This window comes from Butyricimonas sp. DFI.6.44 (genome assembly GCF_022132345.1).
Classification (GTDB): domain Bacteria; phylum Bacteroidota; class Bacteroidia; order Bacteroidales; family Marinifilaceae; genus Butyricimonas; species Butyricimonas muris.
In genome coordinates this window covers 26,228-51,589 of the sequence record NZ_JAKNJD010000021.1, presented here as the reverse complement: position 1 = coordinate 51,589, position 25,362 = coordinate 26,228, and the positions used below count along the sequence as shown (strand labels likewise).

General features: G+C 41.4%; 21 protein-coding genes. All 21 read left to right on the top strand.

The genetic code is table 11. From position 1 onward, the window contains the following. Positions 1 to 13: 13 nt before the first annotated feature. The 21 genes from L0M98_RS21615 (at position 14) to L0M98_RS21515 (ending at position 25,359) form a co-directional block, all read left to right on the top strand. A complete protein-coding gene (locus L0M98_RS21615) occupies positions 14 to 2,452 on the top strand; it encodes a GumC family protein (RefSeq protein ID WP_227217781.1) in 2,439 nt (812 codons plus the stop codon). A 29-nt stretch (positions 2,453 to 2,481) separates the two neighbouring features. After that, positions 2,482 to 3,681, top strand: a complete 1,200-nt coding sequence (locus L0M98_RS21610; protein ID WP_227217780.1) for a DegT/DnrJ/EryC1/StrS family aminotransferase — start codon at positions 2,482 to 2,484, stop codon at positions 3,679 to 3,681. Positions 3,682 to 3,696: 15 nt separating this feature from the next. After that, positions 3,697 to 3,942, top strand: a complete 246-nt coding sequence (locus tag L0M98_RS21605) for a hypothetical protein (RefSeq protein ID WP_227217779.1) — start codon at positions 3,697 to 3,699, stop codon at positions 3,940 to 3,942. 1 nt (position 3,943) lies between these two features. Continuing rightward, positions 3,944 to 4,228: an acyltransferase gene (locus L0M98_RS21600; protein WP_227217778.1), complete on the top strand. Its 285-nt coding sequence runs from the start codon at positions 3,944 to 3,946 to the stop codon at positions 4,226 to 4,228. 81 nt (positions 4,229 to 4,309) lie between these two features. Then, the gene (locus tag L0M98_RS21595) at positions 4,310 to 4,924 is read left to right on the top strand and encodes a sugar transferase (RefSeq protein ID WP_227217777.1); all 615 of its coding nucleotides are present in this window, start codon (positions 4,310 to 4,312) and stop codon (positions 4,922 to 4,924) included. A 23-nt stretch (positions 4,925 to 4,947) separates the two neighbouring features. Then, the gene (locus L0M98_RS21590) at positions 4,948 to 6,129 is read left to right on the top strand and encodes an ATP-grasp domain-containing protein (RefSeq protein WP_227217776.1); all 1,182 of its coding nucleotides are present in this window, start codon (positions 4,948 to 4,950) and stop codon (positions 6,127 to 6,129) included. 22 nt (positions 6,130 to 6,151) lie between these two features. Continuing rightward, positions 6,152 to 7,423 (top strand): ATP-binding protein, encoded by a 1,272-nt coding sequence (locus L0M98_RS21585; RefSeq protein ID WP_227217775.1) that lies wholly within the window; start codon positions 6,152 to 6,154, stop codon positions 7,421 to 7,423. Between the two features lie 12 nt (positions 7,424 to 7,435). Beyond that, positions 7,436 to 8,851 carry an MmgE/PrpD family protein gene (locus L0M98_RS21580; protein WP_227217774.1) on the top strand — a complete coding sequence of 472 codons (1,416 nt, stop codon included), beginning with the start codon at positions 7,436 to 7,438 and terminating at the stop codon, positions 8,849 to 8,851. Positions 8,852 to 8,870: 19 nt separating this feature from the next. Continuing rightward, positions 8,871 to 9,875: a glycosyltransferase family 2 protein gene (locus L0M98_RS21575; protein ID WP_227217773.1), complete on the top strand. Its 1,005-nt coding sequence runs from the start codon at positions 8,871 to 8,873 to the stop codon at positions 9,873 to 9,875. A 16-nt stretch (positions 9,876 to 9,891) separates the two neighbouring features. Continuing rightward, positions 9,892 to 11,337, top strand: coding sequence for an O-antigen polysaccharide polymerase Wzy family protein (locus L0M98_RS21570; protein ID WP_227217772.1), 1,446 nt, complete (start codon positions 9,892 to 9,894; stop codon positions 11,335 to 11,337). A 25-nt stretch (positions 11,338 to 11,362) separates the two neighbouring features. Continuing rightward, on the top strand, positions 11,363 to 12,898 hold the full coding sequence (locus L0M98_RS21565; RefSeq protein ID WP_227217771.1) for an oligosaccharide flippase family protein: 1,536 nt from the start codon (positions 11,363 to 11,365) through the stop codon (positions 12,896 to 12,898). A 105-nt stretch (positions 12,899 to 13,003) separates the two neighbouring features. Further along, positions 13,004 to 13,975 carry an aldo/keto reductase family protein gene (locus L0M98_RS21560; protein WP_227217770.1) on the top strand — a complete coding sequence of 324 codons (972 nt, stop codon included), beginning with the start codon at positions 13,004 to 13,006 and terminating at the stop codon, positions 13,973 to 13,975. Then, a complete protein-coding gene (aepY, locus tag L0M98_RS21555; protein ID WP_227217769.1) occupies positions 13,975 to 15,105 on the top strand; it encodes a phosphonopyruvate decarboxylase in 1,131 nt (376 codons plus the stop codon). The genes L0M98_RS21560 and aepY overlap by 1 nt, the downstream gene beginning before the upstream one ends. A 59-nt stretch (positions 15,106 to 15,164) precedes the next feature. Continuing rightward, entirely contained in the window at positions 15,165 to 16,067 is a 903-nt protein-coding gene (locus tag L0M98_RS21550) for a peptidase (RefSeq protein ID WP_227217768.1), read from the top strand. Between the two features lie 93 nt (positions 16,068 to 16,160). After that, a complete protein-coding gene (locus L0M98_RS21545; RefSeq protein WP_227217767.1) occupies positions 16,161 to 17,306 on the top strand; it encodes an HpcH/HpaI aldolase/citrate lyase family protein in 1,146 nt (381 codons plus the stop codon). A 17-nt stretch (positions 17,307 to 17,323) separates the two neighbouring features. Further along, positions 17,324 to 17,833 (top strand): fumarate hydratase C-terminal domain-containing protein, encoded by a 510-nt coding sequence (locus L0M98_RS21540; protein WP_227217766.1) that lies wholly within the window; start codon positions 17,324 to 17,326, stop codon positions 17,831 to 17,833. Continuing rightward, the gene (locus L0M98_RS21535; protein ID WP_227217765.1) at positions 17,826 to 18,686 is read left to right on the top strand and encodes a fumarate hydratase; all 861 of its coding nucleotides are present in this window, start codon (positions 17,826 to 17,828) and stop codon (positions 18,684 to 18,686) included. The genes L0M98_RS21540 and L0M98_RS21535 overlap by 8 nt, the downstream gene beginning before the upstream one ends. A 462-nt stretch (positions 18,687 to 19,148) precedes the next feature. Then, positions 19,149 to 19,526, top strand: a complete 378-nt coding sequence (locus L0M98_RS21530; RefSeq protein WP_099293413.1) for a LytR/AlgR family response regulator transcription factor — start codon at positions 19,149 to 19,151, stop codon at positions 19,524 to 19,526. A 375-nt stretch (positions 19,527 to 19,901) separates the two neighbouring features. Then, positions 19,902 to 20,465 carry an RNA polymerase sigma-70 factor gene (locus tag L0M98_RS21525; RefSeq protein ID WP_186976451.1) on the top strand — a complete coding sequence of 188 codons (564 nt, stop codon included), beginning with the start codon at positions 19,902 to 19,904 and terminating at the stop codon, positions 20,463 to 20,465. A 74-nt stretch (positions 20,466 to 20,539) separates the two neighbouring features. Then, complete coding sequence (locus tag L0M98_RS21520) at positions 20,540 to 21,706, top strand: FecR family protein (RefSeq protein ID WP_227217764.1); 1,167 nt, start codon at positions 20,540 to 20,542, stop codon at positions 21,704 to 21,706. Between the two features lie 62 nt (positions 21,707 to 21,768). Further along, the gene (locus tag L0M98_RS21515) at positions 21,769 to 25,359 is read left to right on the top strand and encodes a SusC/RagA family TonB-linked outer membrane protein (protein WP_186976455.1); all 3,591 of its coding nucleotides are present in this window, start codon (positions 21,769 to 21,771) and stop codon (positions 25,357 to 25,359) included. The last annotated feature ends 3 nt before the right edge of the window (positions 25,360 to 25,362 follow it).

Here is a 25,362-nt window from a genome sequence, read left to right as displayed (position 1 = left end):
AAAATTAGGAGAGATGGTAGACGAACAGATAAATAGTAATAGGAGCTTGGAGAATGAGGAACAAGAGATTGATTTTCTCGCTCTTTTATTCAAATACCTTTTTTATTGGCGTTGGTTTGTTGCTAGTATATTGATATGTTGTATCGCTACTTACCTGTTTCTGCGTTATCAAACGCCTGTGTATAATATTTCCAGTTCCGTGTTGATAAAGGAGGAGGATAAGCGAAGTGGTTCGGGTAACAATCCATTAGCGGCTATTCAAGATTTGGGCATGTTTTCCATGACAAATAATTTTGATAACGAGGTGGAGATCTTGAAATCCCGTACTTTGATAAAAAAAGTCGTGAATGACTTGAATTTAAATATTCGTGTAGCGAAAAAGCGAGCGTTCGGTTACGCGATTCCTCTTTATAAGAACACTCCGGTGCGGATTTATATGACACCGGAAGAAGCTGCTAAACTGGAGGAACCGATAAAGTTGGAACTCGCCTTTACGAAAGCAGGGAAATTGTCTGTTAAGGCTGAATATGTGCAAGACGGAGAAGATCAAGAGATGGTGCAGGCATTTGACCAATTGCCAGCGGTGTTGCCGACACCCGTGGGCGTTTTAAGCTTTACGCGAGGTGATACCTCGTGTATGGAAGAAGAGGAAATCGCTTTACGTGCGACTATAAACACTCCGATAGAGACCGCTGAGGAGTATATGAAAGATTTGAGTGTGAGTGCCTCTTCCCAGACCACGACCATTGCAAAGATCAGCGTGAAGAATACGGTGAAGGAACGGGGAGTGGATTTTGTTAACCGTTTGGTGGCGTTTTATAATCAAGACGCGAACGACGAGAAAAATGAGGTAGCCCAGAAAACCGCCGAGTTTATCGAGGAACGCATCGGTATCATTAACCATGAGTTGGGTGCGGCGGAGAGCGAGCTTGCGGATTTCAAGCAACGGTCCGGTCTGACTGATTTGACAAATGATGCCCGTTTGGCTTTGCAAGAGAGTTCCAAGTATGAGCAACAACGTGTGGAGAACGCCACGCAAATCCGTTTGGTTCAATATCTGCGTACCTATATCAACGATCCGGTCAACCAAGAAGAGGTCATTCCTGCAAACGTGGGATTGCAAGATCAAAATCTGGCTAGGGTGATTGAGCAATACAACACGATGATCGTCGAGCGTAAACGTTTGTTGCGTACCTCTTCGGAAACTAACCCGGCGGTGATAAACATGAATACGGGAATCGAGGCGATGAGGCGTAGCGTGGAAACAACAGTGAATAGTGTTTTGCAAGGATTGCAAATTGCCCAAAAAGATATAGAGCGTCAAGCGAGTAAATTCGAGAGCCGGATCAGCGACACGCCCAAGCAGGAGAAAGAGTTTATGACGATTTCCCGCCAACAAGAAATCAAGGCAACTCTATATATCATGCTGTTGCAGAAGCGGGAAGAGAATGCGATCACGTTGGCATCCACGGCTAATAATGGTCGTATTGTAGAGGAGCCCTTACCCGGCAAGGAGCCGGTAGCCCCGAGGAAGCTCGTTTTTTTATTGGCAGCTTTGGTGGTCGGCATGATTGTTCCGGTGGGAATCATCTTTATCGTGGAATTATTGAAATATAAGATTGAGAACCGGGGTGATGTAGAGCAATTGACGAATGTTCCTATTCTGGGAGAATTACCGTTAAGCCCTCATAAGTCATCAGATAAAGGTGCTATCGTGGTACGCGAGAATAAGAACGACATGATGGAGGAGACCTTCCGGGGATTGCGAACCAATCTGCTCTTTATGCTACAGAAAAACCAGAAGGTCATACTTTTCTCCTCTACGCAGCCCGGCGAGGGAAAATCTTTTGTGACCGGAAATCTTGCTGTCAGCTTGGCTTTTTTGGGAAAGAAAGTGATAGTAGTTGGTATGGACATCCGCAAGCCCGGCTTGAACAAAGTGTTCGGGCTGTCGATCAAGAGGGAAGGAATCTCGAATTACTTGATGAATCCGGAAGATACCGATCTTTTCGGGCTCGTGCGGTCCTCCGGCATTCACCCGAACGTGGATATTCTTTTAGGTGGAACAATTCCCCCGAACCCGACGGAGTTGGTAGCCCGTGATGCATTAGAGAAGGCGATAGAACAATTGAAAGCTCGTTATGATTACGTGTTATTAGATACGGCTCCGATTGGAATGGTAACAGATACGGCTATAATAAGCCGTGTAGCCGATATGTGCGTTTATGTTTGCCGTGCGGACGTGACCCCGAAAGCCGCTTTCTGTTACATCAATGTTCTTAAGGACGAGCATAAATTCGATAAGTTGGCGGTTGTGATCAACGGAATTGACTTAAGCAAGCGCAAGAACACCTATGGCTACGGTTATGGTAAGAAATACGGTTATGGCTATGGAAAACATTATGGCTATGGTTATGGCTACGGGTATGGTTATGAGTCTCAAAAGAAGTAATAAGAAAATTTTAGAAATTACAAAGAGTCATGAGAAATATACTGTTTAGTCCTCCTGATATAACAGAGATAGAGATCAATGAGGTCGTTGAGGCCTTGAAGTCCGGTTGGATTACTACCGGGTCTAAAACAAAAAAATTAGAACAACTTGTTGCGGAACGTTGTCGTACCCAAAAAGCCGTTTGTTTGAACTCAAATACGGCATGTGCAGAGATGACTTTACGCATATTAGGTGTAGGAGCTGGTGATGAGGTAATAGTTCCTGCCTACACTTATACAGCTACGGCAAGTGTGGTCGAGCATGTGGGGGCAAGATTGGTCATGATAGATTGTGAGCCCGAGAAGTTCACGATGGATTATGAGAGATTAGAAGCTGCTATAACCGAGAGAACAAAAGCTATAATTCCAGTGGATTTGTTCGGTATCCCCTGTGACTATGATACAATTTTTGATATAGTAGAACGGAAAAAGAATTTATTCCAGCCAAGTGATAACTTGATTCAAAAAGCATTGAATCGAGTTATCGTTATGGCTGATGGGGCGCATTCTTTCGGGGCTTCATATAAACAACTCCCAATAGGTTCTGTTGCGGATTTCACGAATTTCTCGTTTCATGCTGTGAAAAACTTGACAACGGCGGAAGGTGGTGCGGTTACATGGAGAGATATTGAAGGGATAGATAATAATGAGTTATATCACCAATACATGTTATTGAGCCTTCACGGTCAGAGTAAAGACGCATTTGCAAAAACGAAGTTAGGTGCGTGGGAATATGATATCATTGGGCCATGGTATAAATGTAATATGACAGATGTTTGTGCCGGCATAGGTTTAGGGCAAATAAGAAGATATGATGGGATTTTGTCCCGCCGAAGAGAAATCATAGACCGTTATAATAAAGGATTAGCAGGTTTACCAGTTACAGTGCTGACACATTATACATCAGATAGGATGTCTTCCGGGCATTTATACGTTATAAATCTGGACGGTAAAGATACCGAACAACGGAACAAATTTATAGAGAGAATGGCAGAATTAGGAGTTGCTACCAATGTGCACTATAAGCCGTTACCTATGCACACCGGATATCAGAAACTTGGATTTAAAATAGAGGACTATCCGAATGCTTATGAGCAATTTAAAAATGTAGTGACGTTGCCGCTTCATACCTGTTTATCGGACGAAGATGTGGATTATGTGATCGAGTGTGTGAAGGAATGTTTAAAATGAAATAAGATATGACATATGAAAAGATTGTATCATATAGTTCGAATCTCTTTGCTGAAAAATGGGTTTCAAAGGGCAAGGTATCTGAAACAGAAAAATATTTTTGCCTTAATAGGTGAGAATTGTTTTTGGCAACCTAGAAATGTTCCTCCAGAAGCAAAACTTATAAAATTGCATGATAATGTAGTGATTGCGTCAGAAGTATTGTTCGTTAATCATGATGTTATTCATTATATGTTAAAAAATATTAACGGGGGGGGGTAATTTGAACCTTGGTGCTATAGAAATAGGAAGTAATGTTTTTATAGGAAGTAGAAGTATAATTCTTCCCGATACAAAAATAGAAGATAATGTGATAATAGGTGCTGGTAGTCTTGTTCGAGGAAAAGTGGCAGGAGGAGGCATTTATGCTGGAGTACCCATTAAGCGTATCGGTGAATTTGATGATTTAGCGGCTAAACGTAAAGCGATGCCTGTTGATAAACGTAGGAAGGTTGAGCGATTTGACGATGTTTGGCGTGTATTTAATAATAAATGGGAACGTTCGTAAATTACACAGGCGATTGTTGTTAGTTTGAATTTTATTTTGAAATATGATTAGTGTATTTTGTAGTTGAATTAAATTTTAGGTATGTATGAACGATATATAAAACGAGGAATAGATTTTATTCTTGCGTTGATAGTTTTGCCATTTGTACTATTTGTAATAGTCATAATGACTCCATTTATTCTTATCTCAGCTCCAGGCCCAATATTCTATAGTGGATTAAGAAGGGGACGTAAAGGAATACCTTTCAAAATGTATAAGTTTCGTTCAATGTATGTTAATTCTCCGGATGTAAGGAACGCTGATGGATCTACATTCAATGGACAGGATGATCCTAGAGTGACACCAATAGGTCGGTTTATGCGGAAGACTTCTATTGACGAAATACCACAATTGTTGAATGTCTTAATTGGGGATATGAGTTTTGTCGGACCGAGGCCTACTTTAGCGACGAAATCATTTGATGAGGTTGAAGTCGAAAGAAGAAAACGATATGATGTGAAACCGGGTATTACGGGATATGCCCAAGCTTATTTTAGAAATTCTATTTCTCAAGAAGATAAATTTAGATATGATTTATACTACGTAGATCATGTTTCTTTTAAGTTAGACTTGAAGATTATGTTACAGACTGTGTTTTCTGTGATAAGACGGGAAAATATTTATGTTTCAAGAGAAAAAAATAATGATAATCGATAAAATTAAACAAGAGCTATTTATAAGTGAAACGATTGTTAATTATAGGAGCTTCTATTTTGCAATTACCTGCAATACTGAAGGCTAAAGAAATGGGTTTGTATGTCGGGGTTGCTGATTTTAATCCACAAGCGATTGGTATATCTTATGCCGATGAATACTTTAATGTAAGTACAATTGATGAAGAAGGTGTGTATCTAGCAGCAAAAGAATTTAAAGCGGATGGTATTGTCACACTAGCCACAGACATGCCAATGCGGGCTGTTGCTTATGCCACACATAAACTAGGTCTTGTTGGAATATCATACGATACGGCGATTAAGGCAACTGACAAGGGAGAAATGATAAAAGCTTTTGAACTTGCAGGGGTGGAACATCCATGGTATTATATACTCCGTACACCAGAGGAATTGAGTAAGGTTGTTCAGGAAATTACGTATCCCTGTATCAGCAAGCCTGTAGATAATGCGGGTAGTAGAGGCGTTATTTTAATTGAAAGTTCTAAGGATTTGGAGAATGCGATTCAATATAGTTCTCTAAATGGACGAAATGGAGGGGTGATTGTAGAGGAGTACTTAAAAGGTCGTGAGGTCAGTGTTGAGGTTATGGTTATTAATTGTGATGTCCATATTTTACAAGTTACTGATAAACTGACAACAGGGAGTCCTCATTTTGTCGAGATGGGACACAGTCAGCCTAGTTTATTGGGTAATAAGGATATTTTGGCGATTAAAGACTTGGTAAAGAGAGCTGTGAGATCTATAGGTATTAATAATGGACCGGCTCATGTGGAAATAATGCTAACAGATCGAGGACCGAAAATGATTGAACTTGGAGCCAGGATGGGAGGAGATTGTATTACAACACATTTAGTGCCATTGTCTACGGGTATTGATATGGTGAAGGCTACGATACAAATAGCGTTGGGAGAGAAATCTTCTATTGCTCCAAAATTTGATAAAGGGGCGGCGATACGTTATCTAAAAGAGACAGAAGGTATTATTAAAAATATTTCGGGTGTTGATATAGTAAATAAAATGGATGGTATTAAGCAAGTTGTGTTGACTAAAACCGTAGGTGATATCGTTGGTCAAATTAGTAGTAGTGTAGATCGTGTAGGGTATGTAATTGCTCAAGCGAATACAGTTCAAGCTGCTATCGACCTCTGTGAAAATGCCATGAAACAGATCTATATTACTACAGAGTAATAATAAAAACTTGAATATTGTTATGGAATTGAAAGGGAAACGTCTTTTATATATAGGTGGAAGTGCTTCAATAAATGATATTGCATACTATACTAAGAGCCATGGCATAAAGTTACTTGTCGCAGGGAAATTTATATCACAAGATATACGTTCTTTAACAGATGAACAATATATTATTGATGTTTGTGATAGAGAATGTTTGAGGAAACTACTGGTAGAGCGGGCTGTTGATGGTATATTGGTTATCGGAAATGAGGATATTATAACTAGTGTGATTGATGTGGCTGAGAGCATAGGGCTTGATTTCTATGTGAAACGTGATCAATGGAATGAATTGCAGGATAAAAAGAATTTCAAAAAGAATTGTATAAAGTATGGTATTCCTATTGTGGAGACGTACGAACTGACAAGTGATTTTCATTCAGATCAAATACCTCAGAGTGCTTATCCGGTTATTTTGAAGCCGGCTGATAGTTGTGGGTCAAAAGGAATCTCGATATGTAATTCTGGAAATGAATTGAAACAAGCGATTCAGAAGGCCAAATTATATTCAAGAACAAGTCGATTCTTATGTGAAAAATATATGGATTGTCCAGAGATTACCATTAAATATTTATTTGATCGTGGAAATATGTATGTGTGGGAAATAAATGATCGATTTGTTAATAGAGAACAGAAGAATGTGGGGGCAATAGCTGATTGTACTATATATCCATCAAAACACGTGAAGCTATATTTTGAAACGATGCATCCGAAAATGATCAAAATGCTTAAAGATTTTAATTTTTATAATGGAACGATGTTTGTACAAGCATTTGTTGATGGAGAAGTTATTCGGCCTTATGATCCCGGGATTAGGTTTTCAGGAGGATTATCCTATTTTATCACAAAGCATGTTTTTGATGTAAATCCATTGGAGTTGATGATAAATACGTCACTTGTTGGACGAATGTGTTTAGGAGATGAAAATCTTATTGAACGAATAAGTGTAGATATGAATGGTCGTTTCTTAGCCAATTATTCAATTTTAGCAAAGAGAGGAACTATTGCTAAAATTGAAGGTCTGGATCGTGTTGCAAAAATGCCAGAGGTGTTTAGAATGCTACAGTTACTTCATGTAGGAGATGAGGTTAAAATGATAGGTACTTTGCAACAGGTTTTTGCAAGATTTCATATAGAAGCCAAGAATAGAGAAGAGTTGAATAGGGTGATAAATGAAATATATAGCACAGTTCAGCTAAAAGATACAGAAGGAGAAGATATGAAGCTCTGTCAAAAAATCAGTATATTATAAGTAGGTTTAGATATGGAGGGATATACTGATGTCTTAGTTGATTTTGTTGTTGCGCTTAAATATGAGGATTTACCGCATGGTGTCATTGAACAGACTAAATTGTTTATAGCTGATTATTATGCAGCAAGTATAGCAGGATATAGAGTTAATAAGCAGTTTAATAGGGTGGCAATGTCTATTATAAAAGAAGAGGGAGGAGCAGAACAAGCGTCAATATTATTTGAGAAGAAAAAATATCCAGTGGGTAATGCCGCTTTTATGAATGCGGCTTATGCACATGGCGCAGATATGGATGATGGCAATCGAAAATCAGCGGGTCATATAGGGACTCATGTAATATCTGCCGTTTTTGCGTTGGGTGAGAAGCTAGGTGTAGCATGGAAGGATATTATTGTTGCCATAAATGTAGGATATGAATTTTTTAATAGAATAGCGGGTGCTGCCCAGCCAGGACTTTATAACAAGGGTTTTCATTCTACAGGGATTGCTGGTGCGATGGCTTGTGGAGCTGCTTGTGCTAAACTAATGAGGTTAGATAGATGCGGGGTCTATAATAGTGTATCTTTAGCAGCGATTCAGTCTAGTGGTTTGATTATTATAGATGAAAGTGGACAAAGTTGTAAGCCGATTAATCCTGCAAATGCGGCAAGGATAGGTATCCTTTCTGCTTTAATGGCAGAAAAGGGATTATTGAGTTCTCGAAATCCATTGGAGAGTAAAAAGGGGTGGTTTCATGCTTTTACAGATCATGTTGATGAAACGATCCTTTTGAGAGGTCTTGGTGTTGATTTTACTATTGGTGAAAGTTATTTGAAGTTATATCCAACATGCCGTCACACACATTGTTGCATTGACGGTGTTCTGAAAATTCGGGAACGGATGAATGATAAGAATACTTTTTTACCTAAGATTATAGAGAAAATTGAAGTGTATATTTATCCAAGTGCGATTAAGTCAGCGGGAATAATTAGGAATCCTCGTTCACAGGAAGAGGCGAAATTCTCAATTTATTATGCGATAGCTGTAGCATTCAGCAATGGAGATTTCTCCATAGAGGATCTTCAGGTTGAAAAAGCGGATTCTGTAATAAATAATTTGTTAGCGAAAATAGAATTAGTACCAGAGCCTTTGATGGAAGATAGAGCGTGTGGGATTAGGGGAGCTCGAATAAAAGTTGTATTGTGTGATGGAGAAATTTTAGAGGAAACGATATTAATACCGAAAGGGGAAGGAATAGGAGCGCTTGATTGGAATGATCTACAAATTAAAATGCACGCATGTTCATATGGAGTTGTCTCTAAAGAAACGTCTAATCGATTGATAAATAGGTGTATGAATGTTGATGTTAATGAAACTTTCGGATCGGTTATGTCATTTTTCGATAAGGATTTGCGATTGTTGGGTTATAAAGATCAACATGATTGTTAATGAGTAAAAGTAAGTAGATATGTCTAAAGTCTCGATTATTATCCCTGTATATAATGCGGAAAAAACACTTTGTAGGTGTCTTGACAGTTTAGTTGCACAGACTTATGAAGATATAGAGATAATTTTAGTAAATGATGGCTCTGTTGATAGTAGCCGGAATATTTGTGAAACATATAAAGATAAATTCTCTCAAATTTTATTGATTAATCAGAAAAACGCTGGACCTGCTACAGCTCGTAATGCTGGAATAGATTGTGCAAGTGGTAAATACATTTCTTTCGTGGACGCAGATGATTATGTTGAATGTAATATGATTGAAGAAATGGTTTGTGCTGCGGAAACTAGTCATGCGGAAATGGTTATCTGTGGGTATAATCAAGAGCATTCAGGCATTATTGTAAAACATGAATATAAATATGATTCTGGATTATATGTAGGGGAAGAAGCCAAGAAAATAGCAATAGATTTGATTAGTGATGTATCTACTAAAAGAATACCTCCTTATTCATGGGTAAGAATGATATTAAAAGATTCTTTGGAAAATCCTAAAATTCGATATGCAGAAGGGATGATTCGGAGTGAAGATTACTATTTGTTTGTACAGCTTCATTTCCGTGTAAAGAGATTGTATTTATTGGCAGATAAACCTCTTTATCATTATATGGAAATAGACAATTCTGTAACTCATAGATATGTTCCAAACTATTGGGCTTCAGTGAAAGAAATATATTGTGGATTGTTAGAAAAACTTCCTGATGATGAGGAAATTAAGAAACGATTAGGAGTGATGCTTACGCAGCGTTCTTTGGTTGCTTTAAATAATGTATCCAAAAAGAAAAGTAAGGATATGTTAAGAAAAGAGTTGTATGAGATAGTTTTGGATGAAGATTTGAATTTTGTTATTTCTAGGATGAATGATACCTCATATTTGAAATCTTATGTTTGGTTAATGAGTAATCATATATATTTCATTATATATTGGAGGTATTTGTTGAAGTTTTATGGAAGTAAAATATTTTCATAATTTTAATTAAGTGGAAATGATAAAAGTAGACAGGGTGAAATTTAATACTATATTTCGATTTAGCTTAGCATTCTCTTTAATTTCGATATATATTCTTGCCGTAAAAGATTATTCAGTAGTAATAATTCTTCCTTGCATGGTGTTTCTATTAGGTATGTATTTTTGTGTCAAGAATATTTACAATAATATTTTTTTATTTTCATTTTTAATTTGTTTCTTCACTTTCCTATTAGGTGGACAGTTACTCGATAAATTCATTAATGTGTATGGTTACGATTTTTCAGAAGATATAGAATTACATACTGATTTAGTTTTATTGATTGGGCTGACAGGGTTGATGTTTGGATATTTTTTGGCAGATAAAACAAAAGAAAATAGGCATGTTTTTAGTGCTGTGGATTATAATAGCACTTATTACGTGAACGTAAGAACTGTTAGTAAATATTTATTTTTTGTGTCATATGCATTATGGATACTTATCTTGTTAGATAATATTCTCTATGTTGTTCAATATGGATATATTAGTTACTATTTATCATATTCGAGTAGAGTGCCTGCTCTTATAAGAGTGTTTGGTTATATGGCTCCATCAGCATTCTTTTTGTATCTTGCAACAATGCCTGCCAAAAGAGAAGCTAAAATAGTTATTATTATGTACTCTTTTTACCTATTATTGTCGCTAGGAACAGGGAGACGAATTTATTTTATGACAGGAATCTTGATCATATTTGCTTATATGATGCTACGAAATGTTGTTAATCCTGAAAGAAAGCCTTGGATTAGTAAAAAACAGTTAATTTATATAGGTGCATCAATTCCTATATTGTTAATGTCTATGTATTTATTTGAATATATTAGATCAGAACATGTGGTGGGTACAGCTTCTGCATATTCCCCTTTACTAGGTTTTTTTGTTCGCCAAGGAACCTCTATAAATGTTATCAAATATACAGAATTATTTGAGGCAAGGCTAGATCCTGATGCTTATTATTCATTATATAATACTTTAAAGTGGTTACAAGATAGTTGGATTGATCATCTATTGAATTTAAATTTGAACTTTGAATTTGGACGGCAATCATTGGAAACTGCAATGTCTGGAACGTATCTTGCTGATTTCGTGTCGTATAATGCTAATCCGGCTATCTATTTGACGGGTATGGGATATGGTTCCTGTTATATAGAGGAATTATATGTTGATTTTGGTTATATCGGAGTATTCTTAGGTAATGTTATATATGGTATTCTGTTGTGTGTGTTATTAAAAAATGCGATAAATAGAGGAAATATATGGAGGATTGCGATTGGATTGTTTATGATAGATGCAATATTTAAAGCTCCAAGAGCTACATTCGATGCTTTTTGGGGACAGTTTTTGTATTTTAATTCGTGGGGGCCATTTTTGCTGATCTTTATTTTTGTTAATGTTTACATGACAAAGAATAATAGATATGTGAGATAGCTTGTTATAAACTCTATTTAGTGTAATGGTAGTAGGTTCTAATAGTATTTCCAAAAATAATAAACGTATCGCTAAAAATACATTTTTCTTATATATCCGGACGTTTCTGATAATGTTAGTGTCCCTTTACACCTCACGTGTGGTGTTGAGAGTGCTGGGTGTTGAGGATTTTGGAATATATAACGTGGTTGGAGGTATAGTAGCGATGTTAAATATTATTGTAAATACTTTATCCAGAGCTAGTACTCGTTTTATTACCTTTGCTTTGGGAAAAGGCGATGAGGAAGAATTGAAACAAGTCTTTTCAACCGTGATTTGTGTTCATCTTCTTTTGGCCGGACTTCTTGTTCTTGTAGGGGAAACTGTTGGTTTGTGGTTTGTATGTAATAAATTGGTTATACCGGCAGAAAGAATGACCGCTGCTTTATGGGTGTATCATAGTTCTATTTTAATTGCAGTTATCACTTTTGTAAATATACCGTATAATGCTTTGATAATTGCGCATGAGCGGATGGGTGCTTTTGCTTATATTTCTATAATAGAGGTGTTTTTGAAGTTGTTAATAGCATGGGCTTTGATTTATACGGCTCAGGATAAATTGATCGCATATGCCGTACTTCTATTTGTCGTTCAACTTTTAATACGGATAGTATATGGCTATTATTGTTCTACTCATTTCCCGGAGTGCAAGGTTAAGTTGGTTTGGAATGTACAATGGGTAAAAAAGATCTTTGCTTACGTGGGATGGACATTAAATGGGAGTTTTGCGATTGTGGGATATACGCAGGGTATTAATATACTCTTAAATCTTTTTTTTGGCCCTGTAGTCAATGCAGCACGAGCTATTGCTATTCAAGTAGAAGCCGCTGTTGTTGCTTTTGTGCAGAATTTTCAAACAGCGGTAAGACCTCAGATTGTAAAATCATATGCCGTATCTGATATGTTGTATATGCATAAATTGATTATGATGTCTTCAAAGTATGGTTTTTTTTTGATGCTATTAATCGTTTTGCCACTTACATTGTGCATAAATCCAATATTAAAGATATGGTTAGAAGATGTGCCTGAATATACTGCCGGTTTTGTACGTATAATGTTTGCTGTTGCACTGTTATGGCCTTTACGCGGTGCAATGATTGATGCAATTCATGCGACGGGGGATATAAAGAGGTTTCAAATATATGAAGGGACTTTTCTTTTATTGACTGTTCCTATTGCTTATCTGGCATTGAAATTTTATCATATTTCTCCAGAAATGGTCATGTGTATCTACCTTTTTGTTGAACTTTTAACACAGGGCATACGAATTTGGATTGTTTTGAGTAAAATATCTATTTCCTATCGTTGTTATTTTAGAGAAGTCTTATATCCGATTGGTATATCTTCTTTGTTTGCTTTTATTCCACTCTTCTTGATTCGTATGACAGAAAACGAGGAATTTTCTAAAGTTGTGCTTTATATGGCTACGTCTTTTTTTTACGCATTGATGTGCATATTGATTTTTGGAATGAAACGGACGGAGCGGATTTGGGCATTTAATTATATTAAAAAATTAGTATAGATATTTATAAGGAAAGTGACTTTCTGGTGATGAAGTGTATCAGTTGGTTAATACTGAAGGAACGAAAGTTCGGAAGGTTATGAAAATCATAAAAGGAGGTATAAAATGAAGTTAGTACTTGGAACAATGACATTCGGAGAGTCCGTATTTGCTCCGAATGTGGGTGAGTTTGTTGAGATGTTTCTGGATGCGGGATATGAGGAGCTTGATACGGCATACGTCTACAACGAAGGGAAGTGTGAAAAGCTGTTGGGAGAGGTTCTGCCTAGACTCCGCAACCCGTATAAAATTTCAACAAAAGTGAATCCTCGGATTACCGGTAAGTTGGACGGAGAAGCTGCCTATATTCAATTGAACGAGTCGTTGAAAAGATTAGGGGTTCCTGCAGTAGATACTTTCTATCTTCATTTCCCCGATCCTGCAACATCGGTGGAAAACGTTTTGGAGGCCTGTAATAATCTCTATCGAGAAGGAAAATTCAGAGAGTTGGGACTTTCCAATTTTCCCGCATGGATGGTTGCGGATGTATGGCGGATATGCGATAAAAACGGTTGGGTATCGCCGACCGTGTTCGAGGGCATTTACAACCCTTTGACCAGAAAAGCGGAAACTGAATTGAACGCATGCCTGCATCATTTTGGAATACGCTTCTATGCCTATAATCCGATGGCAGGTGGATTGCTCACGGGACGTTATGGAAGATATGAAGACACTCCGACAGATGGGCGCTTCACTCATCGTCCTAACTATCAGAAGCGTTACTGGAAAAAGAGCTATTTTGACGCTGTAGAAATTATCAAATCATCCTGTGAGAAAGAGGGTATTACTATTATTGAAGCAACTTATCGTTGGCTTGCTTATCATTCTATGTTGAGTGCAGAACGCGGAGACGCGATTATTATAGGTGCATCCAAGTTGAATCATTTGAAACAGAATATGGAAACGGTGAAAGCGGGTTCCTTGCCGGATTCTATTGTAGATGCCTTTGAAAAAGCGTGGCAGACCAGTAAGGCGGACAGTCCCGAATACTTCACTTTGTATAAAGGTAAAGGCTCTGTAGGAGGAGAGAAAAAATAATGTTGAATCAAGAAAGAGTATTTGAAGAGTTAGCAAAGCATGGTGTTACTTTCTTCACAGGTGTGCCGGATTCTTATTTGAACGGTTTTTGCAACTATGCCCTAAATAATTGTGGAAGCAGGAATATTATTGCTGCCAATGAAGGGAATGCGGTTGGTATTGCCTCCGGGCATTATTTCGCAAGTAAAGAGATTTCGCTTGTCTATATGCAGAACAGTGGGCTGGGAAATACGGTGAATCCTCTGGCAAGTCTTGTGGATAAGGATGTGTATGCTGTTCCCATGCTTTTGCTCGTCGGCTGGCGTGGGCAGGGAAACACTGAGCCGAATCATCCGCAGCATAAATTACAGGGGGAGATTACACCTGAACTGCTGGAAATCATGCATATCCCTTACACCATCCTTGAGGATGATGATGATAAGTTTGCTAAGACTGTGGAGAAAGCGGTCAAATATTGTAAGGAAACTCGACAGCCTTACGGTTTGATTGCACCGAAGGGTGTCATGGCGGCGAGCGATAAGCCGAATAACGTGGACAATACTTATCCGATGAGCAGGGAAGAGGCAATGGAAATCATTTTGAACAATATGCCGGGAGATGCCATCTATTCTGCAACGACAGGAAGAGCAACCAGAGAACTGTTTTTCTTGCGAGAAAAGAGATGCGAAACAAAAGAGCATGATTTTCTGAATGTCGGTTCTATGGGGCACGTGAGTTCTGTTGCGCTTGGGATTGCATTGGAGAAACCCGGACGGAAAGTTGTTGCTTTGGATGGTGATAGCGCCTGCATGATGCATATGGGTGCGATGACAATGGTCTGCAAACTTGATGTTCCAAACTTTATGCATATTGTATTGAATAATGGAGCGCATGAATCTGTGGGAGGACAACCATCTGCCGGTCATAAGGTTGACTTTACAAAAATAGCGGAAGCGTGTGGTTATGCGACAGTCGGACATTCTGTAACAACGGAAGTGGAATTGGTGGAGGCTTTGGATGTTCTACGTGATTGTGGTAAAGCATCTTTCATTGACTGTCGAATTCATAAGGGGTTGAGTAGGAAATTGCCTCCGATTGTATTTGACCACCGGGAAGTGATTGATGCTCTGATAGATGATCTGAATAAATGAAGAATTACAGTGAGAAATAAAATAGAGTCCCGTTTTAATCGGGAGAAAGAAATGTGATTATGAACAGTATGGAAAAAACAAGAGAATTTCTGAAGTCAATCGGGCTTCCTGGAGGGGATGCATATGATTTGCCGACTTCTGAAAAACGTTTCGTTGATGGCGGACAATACCGCTTTGAAGTCCCCGGGATTCAAGGCCCGAAGGTAATGCAGGCTCTTCTGGAGGCGATGGATGGGTACGGGCTGTATCTGCACCGTGTAACACAGACACAGGGTATTATGCGTTTAACTGATGAGGAAATCTGTAAGATGGTGGAGCTTGCTCACAAATGGCAGACCGATCTGATTCTTGCCATCGGTCCTCGAGCAACCACGGATACATCAGCATCGGTGCATACGGAGGAAGGTGTGCGTATGGGGTATCGTCTGCGTGGTCAGGAGCAGATTGTCCGTGCCATAGAGGATGTGAAACGCGCCGCCCGTCTAGGATGCCGCGGTTTCTTGGTTTATGATGAAGGATGCTTGTGGGTATTGAACGAAATGCGCAAAGCGGGAGAGATTCCCGCAGACTGTCACTTTAAGATATCTGCCCATACGGGACACGGAAATCCCTGTTCCGCAAAACTGTTGGAGAGTATTGGTGCAGACTCTATAAATCCTGTTCGTGACATCCAGCTCCAAATGTTGGCTGCTATGCGCCAGGCGGTGGACTGCCCAATCGACATTCATACCGAAAATCCGAAGTCCACAGGTGGTTTTATCCGTCATTATGAGGTACCGGAAATGATCCGTATTGCCGCACCGATTTACCTTAAGACCGGAGGTTCCGTGGCTGCGACTCATAGTTGGAACAGTACCGAGGATGATGCGCGTAAGCGTGCAAAACAGTGCAGTCTAGTGAAGCGCATGATTGATGAGTATTATCCGGAAGCAGTTTGGTCTCCGAGAGGTAGTCTGCTTTAAGATTGAGTTCTGATAGATTGAAAAGTCTGCATACATTGTCCGGAATCAATGTCAAAACATTATTCTGATAGATAGTAAAGGAAGAAAATAATCATGAGACATCATAGGTATAATCCGGGTTTCAAGTTTGTCGTGGAACCTGAGCCTTTTAATAAATATACTGACCGAGAGTTGCTTCAGTATTGCCTTGGCGCAACTATGTATATGCCGGGTTTTAAAGATTTTACTCCAAAAATATTAAATAACTCGATACCTGGCTTGACAACCATAGTTCTATGTTTCGAGGATGCTTGCCCGGAAGAAAAAGTTCCGGAGGCTATGAAGAATGTTCATTATTTGTTGGCAACGGTAACAGAAGCTGTGGAAAATGGAACGCTGGATGTCGATAAGGTCCCGTTGATTTTTGTCCGTATTCGTAACCTCGCTCAGTTCAAAGCGTTTGGGGAAAAACTGACGAAACAGGAGGTTAAGTCATTGTGTGGTATTAATTTCCCGAAATTTACCGCAGAGAATGGTTACGAATATTATGTATATCTGCAAGATCTGAATGACCGTTTTGATGAGATCCTTTATGGCTTGCCGATTATTGAGGATGCTGAGGTTGCCTACAAAGAAACCCGTATGCCTGAGTTGATAGGTATTAAAAAGATTTTAGACAAGTACCGAGACTTGGTGTTGCAGGTTCGTGTTGGGGGAACGGACTTTAGTTCCGTTTTTGGTGTGCGTCGTGGTGTTGATTATTCAATTTATGACATCATGATGGTACGTGAATGCTTGTCGGATATCATCAACGTTTGTGGACGTAACAATGATTATGTAATTTCGGGTCCGGTCTGGGAGTTTTTCCGTGTTCCAAAGGAATTGATGTTTGAGGAACTCCCACATCATGGCATTGAAGATTATCTGATGAAGCGTTTACCCATCGTAAATAATGAAATCGATGGACTGCTTCGGGAGGTCATTCTGGATAAAGCGAATGGATTCGTTGGACGTACTGTTATTCACCCCACCCATGTGAAGTTTGTTAACGCGCTGATGGCGGTAACGAAAGAAGAGTACGATGATGCCTGTCAAATTCTCGGTACGGGAGGTGGTGTAGTAAAGGGTTTTGGCGGCAATAAGATGAATGAAATCAAGCCGCATACTAATTGGGCGAAGAAGGTTTACAATAGAGCACGTGCTTTTGGCGTTATTGAGAATGAAAGCGCTTATGTTAAGTTGTTTGCTGTAAACGAGTAATGCGATAGAAGAATATTATGAATATTGAAATACATACACCTATCGCAGAAGAGGTTGCGGCCGGCTTGCAAATTGGAGATACTGTTACTATTACAGGTTATATACTCTGTGGTCGCGACGCTGTATTACCTATGGTAGTAGAAATGGTAAAAGAGGGCAAAATAAATGAACTTGGTGTTTCTCTACCGGGAAATGTCATCTTTCATACAGCGGTTAGTCCTGCTGGTGTCGGACCGACATCCAGTAATAAATTAGAGATTGAGAGTAGTATTGAGCCGCTAAGTAAAGCAGGAATCAAATTGCATCTTGGAAAGGGAGCGATCCATAAGGAAACGGTGGAAGCCCTAAATAAGTATAATGCTGTTTATGCGGTTATTCCACCCGTGACAGCTTTGCTTGCAGATAAAACCATTGAACAAAAATTAGTGGCTTTTCCACAACTTGGTATGGAAGCGTTATATCAATTGAAGGTTGTACGATATCCGGCTATTATTGCGGCAGCACATGGGAGGAGCATCTATGAATAAGAGTTTTGAGGAGATAGTTTCACTTGTTTGCGAAACCATTGTAGAGGCTGGCTCTACTTTTCGTGAGGATAAAAAGGAAGCTTATAAAAGAGCAATTATATCGGAAGATAATAAGAAAGCTAAGTGGGTTTTGGAGACCATACTTGCAAATGCGGAAGCTGCGGAGAAAAATCATTGTCCGCTCTGTGATGATACCGGCATTCCACATATGGTACTGGAAGTTGGCCGGGATGTGGCAGTGACAGGTCGGATGTTAGACGCTATTAGGGAAGGAATAGCTGAAGGTCTGCGTAAACTTCCAGGACGACCCATGGGCATTATGGGAGATGACAGTCATAGAATTGACCAGTCTGGTGGCCTGAATCCGGATAGTGCCGGAGTGGAGCCAGCCCCGATATTGCTCCGACGTTGTCAAGACAATGTTGTCAGATTGCATATTCTGATGTTTGGTGGCGGTCCTGCGATTAGAGCAAAAACCTATCGAGTATTCCATAAGCACAATACGCGGGTGGTGTTGGATGAAATCGTGAGTTGGGCGACAGAAGCTGTTGCTCAGCTTGGGTGTTCACCGTGTACATTGGCTGTAGGTGTTGGGAGGAGTCATTTTGAGGCTACATCTATGATGCTTCAGGCACAAGTGGATGGTAGATATGATTTTCAAAGTGAGATGGAACAGGAAATCACAAGACGTGTGAATGAAGCAAATATTGGACCTCTTGGTCTTCATGGTAAGACAAGCGTGATCGCGACTTTTATGAAGGTGGGACCACAGCGTGCAAGTGGCGTTCGAATTGTCTGTGTTCGTCCGAACTGCTGCTTTGAGCCAAGGATAGCGAGTGTTGAACTTGAGTGATCACTTACAAAGCGATGAATAGAATGGTAAGTTGTCACTTTAGGTCGTATTGATTGGCATCATCCGAATCGATAGTTTCGCTACGAATTAAAAAACATGGTGGATCATGAACAATAAAAAGAAAGAAGGAGGCTTCTACGCCTCAAAAGTTCGTTTGTTCTTAAATGAATATGGTGGCATGAACTAGGAAAAGTTCTGCAAGATAGAACGTGCGGTTTTGAGAAAAAGTTTGTTGTGAGTTATCAGTTCATGAAAGTAGAGCGTGAAGGTATGGAACGTGTGTATAGAATAGATTGGACGGATGTGATTCTGAAGTAACTTTTAAGTTGATGTTTTTCCCGTCAGAGGGTATAACGAAAGTTGTAAATGCTTTTGTTATACCCTTTTTGTTTTTTAGAGTTTCGCCACATGGGGCGTTTGCAGGTGAAAAGGTCATTTCGCGAGATATAAAATCAGGAAGTTATGAAAGAAACGAATGATCAATCGCAACGTCTCGTGGGAGATTGTTTTTTTGTACGTCAGGGAGAACGTATGGAGAAGTGTTTTTACTCGGAAGTCTTGTACGTGGAGGCTTCGGGGTGTTATAGTTATATTTATCGTCGGGATAAGCCCCGGCTTTCGATCGCCTATCCTCTTTTAGTGGTGGAACCTTGGTTGCCGAGGGATATGTTCCGCCGGATTCACCGGAGTTATATCGTGAATCTTCGGGAAGTGGAGGGATTTATAGGTAAGGCGATCTGCATTGCAGATCGGGTGTTGCCCGTGAGTCCACTTTACCGGGAAGAGGTGTTCGGGTGTTTCCTGTTCTGGGAATTAAAGCGCAAGAAGAAGGTGCAATAGAATGAAGGGATATAGAAGATAAGAGTAGTTAATCGTTCTTGTGAGGTGACCTTTCAAGGGAAGTTTTGTTTAGATAAATTTTCCGGGGATTCAGATGATAAATCGGGGCATTCGGATAATTTGGTTGGTAAAGGGCGTTCCGGGATGTACTTTTGGAATACAATTAAAAATTACAAAAGATTATGGGAGTGTTACAGAATGTGATTAGAGAGCTAGGTAAAGAGGTTTGCCGTTTTACAGGAGGAGTGGTACAAGATCAAATACCTCGTGAGTCGGATATCGTTTTAATCGTTTTTTGGGACAAGTAGGGCGGGGAATCAAAATTCTTTCTTTATATTTGTAAATCCAAACGATGTACAGGACACGAATAAATTTATGTCAGAACGGGAAGAAATAGAATGGCTGCGGGGATTGAAGGCTGGGGAAGACGGTGCTTACAAGGTGCTGTTCGAGAAATATTATGCCCCACTCTGTGCTTTTGCCACGGGGTTCGTGAATGACGCGGCTGCGGCGGAAGACATCGTGCAGGAAATTTTCTTCAAATTATACACGGACAAGCCGACATTCGAGGCGGTGGTTGCCTTGAAATCTTACTTGTATCTGGTGACGAAGAACCAGTGTCTGAATTACTTGAAACACGTTCGTATTGAACAAGAGTACGTGTCTTTGATGGACGAGAAGGAGAAGACAACCTTCTTTTTCAACCAGATCGTGGAGCAGGAGTTATTAATGTTGCTTTCGGAGGCGATCGAAGACTTGCCGGAGCAGACGGGCAAAGTATTTCAACTGGTCATGGAGGGGTTCGATAACGCGGAGATAGCGGAAAAATTGAATCTTTCGATTGACTCGGTGAAATCTCATAAAAAGCGTGGTAAGCAATTCTTAAAGAATAGATTAAGCGATATCACGGCTATCCTTTTGATTCTATCCAATTGTTAAAATCGCGGGAAAATGACATTTCGGTGACACTTTTTTGCCACTCGGTTGTTTTTAGTCCGTAAACAGATAAAGAAATGAAAGAGGCATTTGAAATAGCACGATTGATAAGGAAGAGTCTGCGGGGCGAATTGTCCGGGCAGGAGGAAAAGATACTTTCCGACTGGCGGCAAGCGTCACGTGATAACGAGGCGGCTTTTCAAAAAATGACCTCAGGAAGCTTTTATACTGACGGGACGGAATTGTGGGAAACGTTCGATTCTCGTGTTGCTTACGGGCGTTTTTTACAAAGGAAATACCAACAACGCCGCTCGAGGAGGCTGTTGTTTCGTGCGGCTCGTGTGGCGGCTGTTGTTCTACCGCTCACGATAGCGATTGTACTTTATATCGGTCTCGGGAAAGAGAGCGTGCCCGTGACGGATTATGCCACCGCCGCGACCATTTTGCCGGGAACGAGCAAGGCGGTGTTGACGACGGGCGATGGGAACACGATCATGTTGGGACAGGAGTATTCCGACAGCACGATTATCGCGGACGGCACGCGGATCGATGCCTCGACGTCGGGGCTGACTTATGCGGGTATTTCTGGGAACAGCGCTCTCGTGTATAATAAACTGGAAATACCGCGGGGCGGGGAGTTCTGCCTGACGTTGTCCGACGGGACGAAAGTGTGGCTGAACTCGGCGACTTCAATCCAGTACCCGGTAGCTTTCGGGACGAAGGAACGAAGGGTGTTCGTGCAGGGAGAGGCGTACTTCGAGGTAGCGAAGGATGCCAAGAAGCCGTTTATCGTGCAATTCATGAGTTCGGCGGTGACGGTGCTGGGAACGTCGTTCAACGTGCGGGCTTATCCCGAAGAGGGACACTCCTTGACGACGCTTGCCGAGGGTTCGGTATGTATCACGGGGGGCGACAACACGATAAGCATAAAACCGGGCGAACAGGTGGAAGTGGATGCTTTGTCGGGTAATATGGTGAAACGGGAGGTGGAGGTACGGGATTTTACCAGTTGGAAAGACGGACGATTCGTGTTCGTGCGACGACCGCTGGAAGAGATCATGCGAACGTTGGAACGATGGTACGATATCCGGGTAGTGTTCAAGGACGAGGAGGCGAAACGGATTTCTTTATCGGGTGATTTAAGACGATACGATAATTTCTCCCGTGTGGTGGAAATGTTGGGACTGACAGGAGATGTACGGTTCGAGATTAAAGGAAATGATGTCTATATAACTACTGAGTAGAGTTGCCCCGATGGCCACGGGGGAACGAGAGTGTGAACCATTTAAAATTAATAATTTACGTTATGAAGAAGAACCAGAATAAGTCTCTTCCGGGAGGTTTATGGTTATTAAAAAACCAACTGATGATGAAATTGACGGTTGTTTTCCTCTTCTTGTCGTCGTTCGCCGTTACGGCACAGAACGTGACGATAAAGATGCAGAACAGCACGTTCACGGGAATAGCTAAAGAGATACAGAAACAGACGAACTTGACCTTCTTGTACAATGATGCGAAGGTGGGTACTATCGTGAATTTGAATCCCGATTTCACGAACACGGACGTGAAGACGGTACTTGAATATTGTTTGCGGGGAACCGGTTTGACTTTCTCGATCGTGGATAACACGGTGGTGATATCTCCCGCACGGGTGACCGCCCAGACGGGAAGGAACGATTTGAGGGTTTCCGGTAAGGTGACCGACGAGAAGGGATTACCCTTGCCCGGCGTGAATATTTTAATCAAGGGGACGACGGTTGGTTTCGTGTCTGACGTGGATGGGAAGTTCTTGGCATTGTGCAGCAAAGGCGATACCTTGCTTTTCACGATGATTGGCTTCGAGTCCCGGATGATGGCCGTGAGTGACGACACGCCGGTCACGGTGCAGATGAAAGAAGCTACCGAGTCGCTGGACGAGGTGGTCGTGGTATCGACGGGATATACCCGCTTGCCTAAAGAGCGTGCCACGGGATCATTCGGCGTGGTTACTGCCAAGGAATTGGAGAAACGTCCCAGCCCGAATATACTGAACCGTTTGGAAGGTGTAGTCCCCGGCGTGTATGTGGATATCAAAAATTCGGACATGACATTCCTGTACGGGTCTAACCGTTCGGACGGGCAACTGGAGGAACAGAACAATATTTCGATGAATATCCGGGGAAGAAGCAGTTTCTCGGATGCGATGGCTCGCCCGTTGCTTGTTGTTGACGGATTCCCGACAGATATGGAATTGAAAGGTCTGAACCCGAATGACGTGGAGTCGATCACTTTCCTGAAAGATGCGGCCGCTGCTTCTATCTGGGGTGCCCGCGCAGCTAACGGGGTGATCGTTATCGAAACGAAAAAAGGAAAGAAAAACGGCAGACCGGGTACGGCGGTGAGTTTCGGGATGAATATCATGACATCGGGTTCACCGCGTTTCAGTTCGTTGCCCGTGATGAATTCGGCGGAGATGATTGATTACGAGCGGGAGATGGTGGAGAAAGGTTATATCACTCGCCCGGTAAGTTCGGCATGGGGGGCGGGATACGCTATCTCGGATGCGGCGAAGATTTTGCTGGATGCCAAGGACGGCGTGATTACTCAAGCGGATGCGGATGCACAGTTGGAGAAATTGGCAAGCCGCAAGTCATACCGTGACGTGAAAAAGTATCTATTGCAACCGGCTTTCTCGCAACAGTATAACCTGTCATTCAGCGGGGCTTCCGAGCAGATGTCTTATTTCTTGTCGGCTTCTTACGCTAATGAACAGTCAAACACGAAAGGCGAACAAGGTGACCGTTTCACGTTGACTTCCAATTTGAATTTCAAGATTATGAATTGGGCGACACTGACCACGGGTTTGAGGGCTTCGTTGATCAATATCAAGAACAACGGTCTGGGGCTTTCCGCGATGCAGGCGTCGCTGGGTATACTGCCTTTGATGCCGTATAATCAACTCGTGGATGATAATGGCAACCGGGTGGATTATTACCGGTATGAAGAGGATTTCGTGAAGGAGAAAGAGGAACAGGGATACAAGAACTGGAAGTATAATTATCTTGACGAGTTGGATAACATGGATAATACGCGGAAGGAGCAAGCTGTTTCGCTGACAATGGGATTGAATATTCCGGTTCCGGGCGTGAAGGGATTGGCGTTGGACGGATCGTTCATGTACGAGAAAACGAACGCGAGAACCAGAAATCTCGAGAACGAGGATACTTACGCTTCACGTGACAGGTATAATTATGCCACGCGATATAACGAGAGTACGGGTGAATTGACACACGGGCTTCCCGATGGCGGATTGTTGAACCTTTCTCACACGGATTCCCGGAATTATAGTTTGCGGGGGCAATTGAATTACAATAACACGATTGACGAGATTCATCAAATATCCGCGTTGGCGGGGATGGAATTCCGCGAAACCAGAATGTGGCAGAGCAGCGCGTGGTATTACGGTTACAACGGACAGACCTTGCAGTCGGCTTCCCAGATAACGAATCCCTACACGAATATATGGGGGTGGACTTCTTACTTGAACGAGGGCAGCCCGGAACAGGATTTGCAACGCCGTTTCCTGTCATATTACGGGAATGTGTCGTACACGTTGATGAGTAAATACGTGTTGACAGGTAGCGTGAGATATGACGACTACAATAATTTCGGTGTTGACCGGAAATACCGGGCTACCCCGATGTGGTCGACCGGGTTGGCATGGCATATCGGCAGAGAGGATTTCATATTGGATAACGCGGGATGGTTGAACAAGTTGACTTTCCGTGCCACCTACGGGTATAACGGGAATATTGACCAGAATCAGTATCCGTTCACGCAGATATCCTTGACGACGGGTAATGACGGGTACACGCAATTGCCTTCTTCCAGTATTAACTTTGCGGCGAATCCTTCCGTGCGTTGGGAGAAAACAGGCGTGTTGAATTTTGGTTTGGACTTTGCCGTGCTGAATAACAGGCTTTCCGGTTCTATCGAATTGTATCGCAAATATTCGAGGGATTTATTCGCGGATTACGTGATTAACCCGATATTCGGGGCAAACGCCTCGTCGATGTACACGCTTTCCCGTAACGCGGCAAAAGTAAACGGTAAAGGTTTGGATGTGGCGTTGAACGGGACTATCGTACAGAAAGGAGATTTCAGGTATGAGGCAAGCCTCACATACTCCTATAACACGAACGAGGTGAAATCTTCGCCTTACGAGATGTCGTCTTATTTCTACTCCAGTGGTGGCGGTAGCGGTCGCATGTTGGAAGGGTATAACATGAGCAACTTCTGGGCTTACCGTTGGGCAGGTCTGGACGAGAACGGGGATTCACAAGTGTACAATGCGGACGGGGAGATCGTCAAATCGACAGAGAACGTGACAAATGATGACCTCGTGTACGTGGGAACTTTGACTCCCAAGTATTTTGGCGGGTTCTTCAATACCTTCTCGTATAAAGGGGTGTCGCTTTACGTGGGTATAACTTATAAACTGGGATATATCTTCCAGAAACCGACGATCGCCCAACAGGCAGGGGGGAGAAACACGTATTACGAGATTAACGAGGATATGGCAAAACGGTGGCGAGAGGCAGGCGATGAAGCGACTACAAACGTGCCCCGTATCGGAACGAATGCGAATAGTTTCGTGCGCTACCGAGGTGCGGATATACATATCGAGAAAGGAGATCATATCAGGTTGAGAGAGATTTCATTGACTTATAATATCCCGTCCAAGTGGTTGAATAAACTCATGATCAATAGCGGGTCTGTCGGTTTCAGCGCAAACAACGTGGGGATGATCTGGAAGAAGAATAATGCGGGTATCGACCCCGACTTTATCCCGAACAGTCGTAACTTGACCATGTCACCCACGCCGTCTTATAATTTCTCGTTAAACCTTAACTTCTAAAGC